Raw genomic sequence first — 8,059 nt, forward strand, 5'->3', positions numbered from 1 at the left:
CCGGCGATGTCGATTCATCCTTGTCCGACGACGTGCGGTGGTACGAGGGGACGCTCGACCAACGTCGGTCGTGGCTGGCGGCAATGCGGGCCAGTGATCCGGCCGCGGCCCGCCAACGCTTGTGGGACGGCCTGGCCGAAATGAGCGCCGGAGAACGTCTGGCGCTGCTCGAAACCTTTGCCGACCAGCTGAGCCCGGCCGATGAAGATTTTCTCGAAACGCTGCTCACCGATCGCAGCAAGGAGGTCCGCCAACGAGCGGCGACGCTGCTCGGCGCCTTGCCGCAGTCACGCCTGGCGACGCGGATGAGCGACCGCATGCGCGCCTTGCTCCATCAGCAACGCAAGCTGTTCCGACAGCAACTGATTGTCGAGCCCCCCGCCGAATTTGTCGTCGAATGGAAAAGCGATGGACTGGAGGAAAAGCGTCCCAAAGGCGAAACCCTGGGCGATCGCGGCTGGTGGCTTTACCAGCTGGCCTGCGCGCTGTCACTGGCCTGGTGGACGGCACAAACCGGCAAGACGCCGGCCGAACTGATCGCCTGGGCCAACGGCGGCGACTGGCGCGACGCCTTGTTGCGGGCCTGGGGCAAGCGCCTGCAACGGCAACCGCTAGCCGAATGGGCGGAGGCACTGCTCGATGATCCGCAGGCCACGACCCTGCTCGGCAGCGCGCCGCTGCTCGAGTGCCTGCCGGTCAGGCAACGCGAAAACCATTGGCAAAAGCAGTTGATGAACAGGGCGGACAACTCCCTGGGCAGCACTCTCGAATCGATCGTCCGCGGTTACACGCAGGCGCACGCGGCGCCGTCGGCCGATTTTTCGCGTTTCGTGCTGAATGCAGTCCGTTCAGTGCTGGTGAAGAAAGAAAGCCAGTGGGATTACGCCTTGCGGAACAGCTTCCCGGAATTCGTGGCGCTGATGCCGAATGCCGGTTTCGCGGAAGTGATGAACTGGCCGATCGAATCGCTCAGTCCGAATTTCGGCGATTCACTGCGCCGGGCGCAAGCGTTCGTCACCTGGCGAGAGACGCTGGCGCGGGTCTTGCCAAGCCATTGAAACATTTTTTCAGAGATCAGAATGATCACCCAGACCTTGCGGCAGCACGCCGAACAACAGTTTGCCGACGAACTCGAGCAACTCGAAAAATCCGATACCCGACAACGGCCGACCCACTGGGCACTGTCGCCCTGGGCAGTGGCCACGTATCTGATGGGCGGCACACTGGCCAACGGTTTCGAGGTCAGCGCCAAATACATCGGCAACCGGCGGCTGATCGAGACGGCGATCGCCACACTGGCGACCGATCGCGGCCTGCTGCTGTTCGGCGTGCCGGGAACCGCCAAGTCGTGGGTCTCCGAGCATCTGGCGGCGGCGATCAGTGGCGATTCGACGCTGCTGGTGCAGGGGACCGCCGGCACCAGCGAGGAGCAATTGCGCTACGGCTGGAATTATGCCGAATTGCTCGCCAAGGGGCCGTCGCCCGCGGCACTGGTGGCCAGCCCGATCATGCGCGCCATGACCACGGGCAAGATCGCCCGGGTCGAGGAACTGACCCGGATTCCGGCCGACGTGCAAGACACCCTGATCACCCTGTTGTCGGAGAAAACATTGCCGATCCCGGAATTGGGCATCGAGACGCAGGCTTTGCGCGGTTTCAACATCATTGCCACCGCCAATAACCGCGACAAGGGAATCAACGAGTTGTCGAGCGCGCTGAAACGCCGCTTCAATACCGTCGTCCTGCCGGTACCGAGCAGCGAAGACGACGAAGTGGCGATCGTCAGCAAGCGGGTCAACGAACTGGGCCGCGCGCTGCAACTGCCTGGCGAACCGCCGGCACTGAAAGAAGTGCGGCGCGTGGTGCGCATCTTCCGCGAGCTGCGCAATGGTCAGACCGAGGACGGCAAGACCCGACTCAAGGTTTCCAGTGCCACACTGAGCACCGCCGAAGCGATCTCGGTGCTCAACAGCGGTCTGGCGCTGGCTGGGCATTTCGGCGACGGCGTGTTGCGCGCCGCGGATATCGCCGCCAGCCTGACCGGCGCGATCGTCAAGGACCCGATTCAGGACGCCATCGTCTGGAGCGAATACCAGGAAACGGTGATCAAGGAACGCAGCGACTGGAAAGATCTGTACCGGGCGTGCAAGGAACAGCCTTGACCGGCGCGGGCAAGCGTCATTGCCGCGGCCAGCGACGGCCAAGGTGGACGCGCCGATGAGCGAGCGTTTCACCGGGCATCTTTTCGGCATCCGGCACCACGGGCCAGGCTGCGCGCGCAGCCTGTTGCACGCCCTGGAGGCGTTGCAGCCCGATTGCCTGCTGGTCGAAGGTCCGCCCGAGGGTGAAGCGATGCTCGCCCTGCTCGACGACGCAGCGTTGCAGCCGCCGGTGGCCTTGCTGGTTTATGACCCCGACGATCCGCAACAGGCGATTTTTTACCCCTTTGCCGAATTTTCGCCGGAATGGAACGCCTTGCGTTTTGCCCGGTCGCGGCGAATCCCGACGCGCTTCATCGATCTGCCGGTTGCTCACAAACTGGCCCTGGCGCGCGCCATTGCAGACGACCCATCGAACGACGATCCGCTCGATCCTTCGCCCGAGGTCGTCGATGGCGTGACCGATACCCGTCAATCGGCTGATCTCGCCGACGACCCGCTCGACTGGCTGGGTCGTGCCGCCGGTTACAGTGACGGCGAGGCGTGGTGGAACCACCTGGTCGAGGAACGCGCCGACGGCCTGGACCTGTTCGCTGCCATTGGCGAAGCGATGAGCGCCTTGCGCGCCGACGCGCCGTGCCGGCAACGCGCCGATCGACAACGACGCGAACAGCTGCGCGAAGCGTACATGCGCAAATGCCTGCGCCAGGCGGAAAAAGAGGGATACACACGGATTGCCGTGGTCTGCGGGGCCTGGCACGTGCCAGCGCTGACGGCGATGCCGTCGGCCAAAGCCGACCACGCCTTGCTGAAGGGTTTGCCGAAAGGGAAAGTCACCGCCACCTGGGTACCCTGGTCGTACCACCATCTCAGTTTTGCCAGCGGCTATGGTGCCGGCGTCACCTCGCCCGGCTGGTACGCGCACCTCTGGCAGTGCCCGCCGGAGCGGCGAGCGATCGGTTGGCTGGCGCGAGCGGCGCAATTGTTGCGCAACGAGGGACTCGACTGCTCGTCGGCTCACCTCATCGAAGGCGTGCGGCTGGCGGAAACCCTGGCATCGTTGCGCGAAATCCCGCAACCGGGCCTCGACGAACTCGGCGAGGCTCTGCGCAGCGTGGTCTGCATGGGCGATGAGGCGCCGATGCGGCTGATCGAGCAGCAATTGTCGATCGGCGATCGACTCGGCCAGACCCCGGAAAGCGCGCCAGCGGTTCCCTTGCAACGCGACCTGCAGCACTGGCAGAAAAGCTTGCGTCTGCCACCGGAGACGGTCCAGAAATTGCTGGACCTCGATTTGCGGCAAGCCACCGATCTCGACCGCAGTCATTTGTTGCATCGACTGAGCCTGCTCGGTATCGCCTGGGGAAAACACCAACGCCAGGGCCGCAACGCCAAGGGAAGCTTCCACGAGTTATGGCAGTTGCAATGGGATCCAGCACTGGCGATCGAGGTGATCAATGCCAGCCGCTGGGGCAATACGGTCGCTGAAGCCGCCTGCGCCAAGGTCGTCGACCGGGCTGGTACATCCGCTGCCTTGCCGGAACTCGCCGAACTGATGCAACAGGTGTTGTTCGCCGATCTGCAGCCGGCAATCCCGGCCGTGACTCGCGCGCTCGAGAATCTGGCGGCAGTGGTCAGCGATGTCGGGCAATTGCTGACGACGATTCCGCCTCTGGCCAACGTCTCCCGCTACGGCAACGTGCGGCAGACCGACGTCGGAATGGTCGACCACTTGCTCGACTGTCTGCTGCCACGCGCCGCCATCGGCCTGGCAGGCGCCTGTTCGGCGGTCGACGACGAAGCCGCGTCGGCACTGCGCGAAGCGATCAGCGCCACGCATCAGGCACTCCGCCTGCTGGCGCGGCCGGCGCTACGCGAACCCTGGTGGGCCGCACTGCATGGCGTTGCCCGTTTCGGCAGTGGCCACGGTCTGCTTTGCGGACTGGCGGCACGACTGCTGCTCGACGAGCAACAGGCCGACATCGAGCAAACCGGTCGGCGGATGAGCCAGGCGTTGTCCACCGCCAACGATCCCGCCTTGGCCGCCGCCTGGCTGGAGGGTTTTCTTGACCGCAGCGGACTGGTTCTGCTGCACGATCAACCGCTGTGGGCGATGGTCGACCACTGGCTGTCGTCGCTGACCGAAGCGCATTTCGTTCGCATCCTGCCCTTGCTGAGGCGTTCGTTTGCCGCCTTCAGCCCCCCGGAGCGGCGGCAACTCGGCGAACGCGCGCAACATCTGGTGCGCAGCACACCAACCGCCTCACCGGTGGATTGGCATATCGCACGCGCCGAAAAAGCCATCCCGTTGCTGCGCCAGTTGCTGGGCCTGCCGGCACCGGAAGGCGAGGAGAAGCGATGAACGATCCTGCATCGACGCCCGACGAAACGGCGATCCCGGACACCGATCCTGTCGGTCGAGCGACGCCGGCCAGCGAGCGTCTGCGACGTTGGCGACTGGTACTAGGCGAACCGGCACAGGACGCATGCCTGTTCGTTCTTGCCGGTGACGACTTGCGCATCGATCAGGCGCTGACCGCGCTCTACGACGCGCAGGACGCCGGCGGCTTGCGTGGCGGCAGCGGCGCCTCGTCACCGCGCGTCGCCCGCTGGCTCGGCGATATCCGCCAGTATTTCCCGGCCAGCGTGGTCCAGGTGATGCAGAAGGACGCCTTCGAGCGGCTCGATATGCGCCGGCTGTTGTTGGAACCGGAAATGCTCGCCGCGGCGCAACCGGATGTCCATCTGGTGGCGACCCTGATTTCATTGGGCCGGGTGATTCCTGCCAAAACCAGGGACACCGCCCGCCGGGTGGTTCAGAAAGTGGTCGATGCCTTGATCGACAAACTCGAGGAACCGCTGCGCAGCGCGGTCAGCGGTGCGCTCAACCGGGCGACCCGAAATTACCGACCGCGGCACGCCGAAATCGACTGGCAACGAACCATCCGGGCCAACCTTCGTCACTGGCAGGCCGACTACCACTGCCTGATCCCGCAAACGCTGATCGGTTACGGTCGCAAGTCCCGGCGTACGCAGCGCGAAGTGATCCTGTGCATCGATCAGAGCGGCTCGATGGCCGCGTCGGTGGTTTATGCGAGCATTTTCGGCGCGGTGATGGCCTCGCTGCCAGCGGTCAAAACGCACCTGGTCGTTTTCGATACCGCGGTGGTCGATCTCACCGAGCAACTTGACGATCCGGTCGATATCCTTTTCGGTGTCCAGCTCGGCGGTGGTACCGACATCAATCGGGCGGTGAGCTACTGTCAGTCGTTGGTTCGCGACCCGCGCAACACCATCCTGGTACTGATCTCCGACCTCTACGAAGGAGGTGTCGAAAACAACCTCCTGCAACGCGCCAACGAACTGGTCCAGTCCGGCGTACAGATGATTACCCTGCTGGCACTCAGCGACGCCGGCGCACCGACGTACGACCATCGTTTGGCCACCCGGCTGGCGGCGCTCGGCGTGCCGTCGTTCGCCTGCACGCCGGACAAATTTCCCGGCTTGATGGCCGCCGCCATTCGTCGTGAAGACATCAGCCTGTGGGCCGCTCGACAAGACATCGTCACCGTTCGCCCCGGAAGCTGACTAGCGGCGATCGACACCGGACACCCACCCTTGGAAAGGCTATGCCCGATGCGCTCCGGTGCCAAGCGTGGAACGGCCAACTTACAGCATATTTTGCACGAGCTGAATGGTCAGCGTCTGTCCAGGCTTGATCTCGTTGCCCTGGATGCGGTTCCAGCGCAGCAGATCATCCTTCTCGACCCGGAACTGCCTGGCGATTGAGACCAGGGTGTCGCCATGACGGATCGTGTATTGTGCCTGCCTCGTCTGCTTCTTGCTGGCATGCCGGGAAGTGTCTGACGAATCTTCAGCCTTTTTCCCGGTCCTGGCTTCGGCCTTGGCCAGTGTCTGGCGGCTGTCAGCCTTGCCCTGCCGGCTCCCGATCTCGGTGGCGTCGATTCGTGACTTGCCTGCCGGGACCTTGCTGACCGGCTCGGGCGCGGCCACCGCCAGTTTGACGCCGGCATTCACCTGGTCGCCACGCAGCTTGTTGAGCTGCTTCAGTTCGGCCACGCTCATGTCGTAGCGGCTCGCCACCTGCGCCAGCGTTTCTCCCTTGCTGACGGTATGACTGCGGATCGCGGCAACCGGGGTCGGTTCGGTGCGCGCTTCGGCACGTTTGCTGTCCACTGCCGCCAGGACGGAGTGTGCGCCCGTGGCTGCCGGTTTGCCGCCATGCTCGGGCGCGGCCACCACCAGTTTGACGCCGGCATTCACCTGGTCGCCACGCAGCTTGTTGAGCTGCTTCAGTTCGGCCACGCTCATGTCGTAACGCTGCGCCACCTTGAGCAGGGTCTCGCCTTTCTGCACCGTATGCGTGCGCGTGACGGCAACTGGCGCGGGTTCCAGTGGTGCGAGGCGCGGTTGTTCTGCCACTTGGGGTTGCTCAGGCAGTCCGGCCAGGTCGGCAGGATCTGCGCCTTCCTGACCGGCAACCAGCAGGGTCAGTCCCGGAGCGAGCCTGATCCTGCCGTTGATGCCATTGACCGCTTTGAGATTGGCAACCGTCATGCCAAAACGCGGCGCAACCTGTTCGAGCCTGTCACCTGCACGTAGGGTATAGGCCTGCCAGGAAGAAAGCGGCTTTTCGCTCTCTTCGTGGGCCTCGAGATTGCTGATGAAGGTGTCGACCTTATCGGCCGGGATTACCATCGGAGTTTCGGACTTGATGACCGGACGATTGTGTGCCGGATTCAGCGCGACAAACTCCTTGACCGGCATTTCCGCAAGCTGCGCCGCCAGTTTGACGTCGATGTTGGCGGTCTTGGTGACCGTCGTGAAATAGGGTCGGTTGGGAACTCCGCGGATATTGAGATTGGCAAGGATGTTGGGGTTGCTGAAAACGTTCTTCAGGGCCTGCAGTTTGGGAACGTAATGCCGCGTCTCCTCGGGCATCGTCAGGCTCAGATAGTCGGTCGGCAAACCATTGGCGCGATTCTTGTTGATGGCCTTGCCGACGGCACCTTCGCCCCAGTTGTACGAGGCCAGCGCGAGATGCCAGTCGCCGTGCAGATCGTAGATGTACTGCAGGTAATCGAGTGCCGCCGCGGTCGAAGCGACGATGTCACGGCGTGCGTCAACCCACCAGTTCTGTTCGAGCTTGTATTGCTTGCCTGTTGCCGGAACAAACTGCCACAGGCCGGAAGCATGGCTACGCGAGTAGGCGGTTGGATTGTAAGCGCTCTCGACCATCGGCAGCAGGGCAAGCTCCATCGGCATGCCACGCTTGTCGAGTTCCTCGACGATGTGATGCAGGTAACGACTGCTGCGCTCGACCATGCGGCGCAGCGATTCGGGATGATTCAGATACCACTGTTGATGATGGAGAACCAGTGGGCTATTGAGGTTGGGCATCGAGAAGCCCTGGCGCATACGGTGGAAGATTTCCTCTGGCTGCGCAGTCAGATCGATGGTCTCGGCAAGCGGCTTCGATGCGGGAAGCTCGATCACCGGCAAGACCCCTTCGGGGTCCAGTTGCCAGGCGACGGTACCCGCCTGCGGTAAACCGGCACCGGGTGGTGCTTGGCTGATCGAGGACAGGCTCGTCGTTTCATCTGACGAAGCCGCCCCACAAGTAAAAGCAAAAGCAATGGCGAATGCAATTCGTGGCGTCATCCGTACATCCTTTTCTCGTTCTCGGGTGGGCGCCAGCTCATCCCCGCTGCGTGGGATCAGCTGGTCGAATGGCGAGACTGCAAACGTAGCATTATAGCACACACTTTCTGTAAATATTCCGCGTTATTCCATCCGCATGGGCGGGTCAATCATGCAGGTATGGTTTTAAACTTGGACGTGCTGCCAGTTGCGGCGGCAGGCACGTCTGGCGTACGCGA

Annotated in this window: 5 protein-coding genes; 4 read left to right on the forward strand and 1 reads right to left on the reverse strand. The window is 63.3% G+C overall.

What is annotated here, in order from left to right; genetic code table 11:
* The 4 genes from CAPSK01_RS22060 to CAPSK01_RS05690 form a co-directional block, all read left to right on the forward strand.
* A partial coding sequence (locus CAPSK01_RS22060; RefSeq protein ID WP_273703171.1) for a DUF5691 domain-containing protein occupies nt 1-1,058 on the forward strand: 1,058 nt, incomplete at its 5' end.
* 21 nt (nt 1,059-1,079) lie between these two features.
* Nucleotides 1,080-2,162 carry an AAA family ATPase gene (locus CAPSK01_RS05680; protein WP_034923561.1) on the forward strand — a complete coding sequence of 361 codons (1,083 nt, stop codon included), beginning with the start codon at nt 1,080-1,082 and terminating at the stop codon, nt 2,160-2,162.
* 55 nt (nt 2,163-2,217) lie between these two features.
* The gene (locus CAPSK01_RS05685) at nt 2,218-4,521 is read left to right on the forward strand and encodes a DUF5682 family protein (RefSeq protein WP_034924009.1); all 2,304 of its coding nucleotides are present in this window, start codon (nt 2,218-2,220) and stop codon (nt 4,519-4,521) included.
* On the forward strand, nt 4,518-5,747 hold the full coding sequence (locus tag CAPSK01_RS05690; RefSeq protein WP_034923564.1) for a VWA domain-containing protein: 1,230 nt from the start codon (nt 4,518-4,520) through the stop codon (nt 5,745-5,747). Before CAPSK01_RS05685 ends, CAPSK01_RS05690 begins: the two co-directional genes overlap by 4 nt.
* An 81-nt stretch (nt 5,748-5,828) precedes the next feature.
* Here the strand turns inward: CAPSK01_RS05690 and CAPSK01_RS22065 are convergent, their stop codons facing one another.
* Nucleotides 5,829-7,841 carry a LysM peptidoglycan-binding domain-containing protein gene (locus CAPSK01_RS22065; RefSeq protein WP_273703172.1) on the reverse strand — a complete coding sequence of 671 codons (2,013 nt, stop codon included), beginning with the start codon at nt 7,839-7,841 and terminating at the stop codon, nt 5,829-5,831.
* Nucleotides 7,842-8,059 lie beyond the last annotated feature (218 nt).

The sequence above is a fragment of the Candidatus Accumulibacter vicinus genome, from assembly GCF_000584955.1.
Classification (GTDB): Bacteria; Pseudomonadota; Gammaproteobacteria; order Burkholderiales; family Rhodocyclaceae; genus Accumulibacter; species Accumulibacter vicinus.

Bases quoted from the DNA above. Each gene is read 5' to 3' on its own strand.
- CAPSK01_RS05680 (WP_034923561.1), top strand. From the start codon at position 1,080: ATGATCACCCAGACCTTGCGGCAGCACGCCGAACAACAGTTTGCCGAC.
- CAPSK01_RS05685 (WP_034924009.1), top strand. From the start codon at position 2,218: ATGAGCGAGCGTTTCACCGGGCATCTTTTCGGCATCCGGCACCACGGG.
- CAPSK01_RS05690 (WP_034923564.1), top strand. From the start codon at position 4,518: ATGAACGATCCTGCATCGACGCCCGACGAAACGGCGATCCCGGACACC.
- CAPSK01_RS22065 (WP_273703172.1), bottom strand. From the start codon at position 7,841: ATGACGCCACGAATTGCATTCGCCATTGCTTTTGCTTTTACTTGTGGG.